The 573-nt window shown below is 59.0% G+C and carries 1 protein-coding gene; it reads left to right on the forward strand.

Annotated elements, in window-relative coordinates; translation table 11 throughout:
* Nucleotides 1–57 precede the first annotated feature (57 nt).
* Nucleotides 58–573: OmpA family protein (locus tag AB1462_RS31550; RefSeq protein ID WP_367248995.1), on the forward strand; the 516-nt coding region annotated here is incomplete at its 3' end.

Here is a 573-nt window from a genome sequence, read left to right on the forward strand (position 1 = left end):
CCGTTGGGATTCGCTTTTTTCAGTCCTGGAGCGAGTTTTTTAAAGAGGGATGATCGCATGAAGAAACAATTGATCGCCGTTATCGCGGCGACCGCAATGGTAAGCGCCTGCACGACCGATCCATATACGGGCGAGCAGAAGGTATCGAACACGGCTGGTGGTGCTGCACTCGGTGCCGGTCTCGGCGCTCTTGCAGGCCTCGCAGTCGGCGGAAGCAAGAATGCTCAGCGCAATGCCGTTCTCATCGGTGCAGGCGTTGGCGCACTCGCAGGCGGTGCGGTCGGCGGCTATATGGACCAGCAGGAATCCGAACTGCGCCAGCAGCTTCAGGGCACCGGCGTCAGCGTCACACGCGCAGGCGATCAGATCATCCTCAACATGCCGTCCAACATCACCTTCGGCACCGATCAGGATCAGGTCTCGTCAGGCTTCTATCAGACTCTGAATTCGGTCGCCCTGGTGGTGAAGAAGTTCAACCGCACGCTGGTCGATGTCTACGGGCACACCGATTCCACCGGCAGCGAATCCTACAATTTCGATCTGTCGCAGCGCCGCGCGCTTTCGGTGGCGAAT

Source organism: Pseudomonas sp. SB113, from assembly GCF_040754745.1.
GTDB lineage: Bacteria > Pseudomonadota > Gammaproteobacteria > Pseudomonadales > Pseudomonadaceae > Aquipseudomonas > Aquipseudomonas grimontii.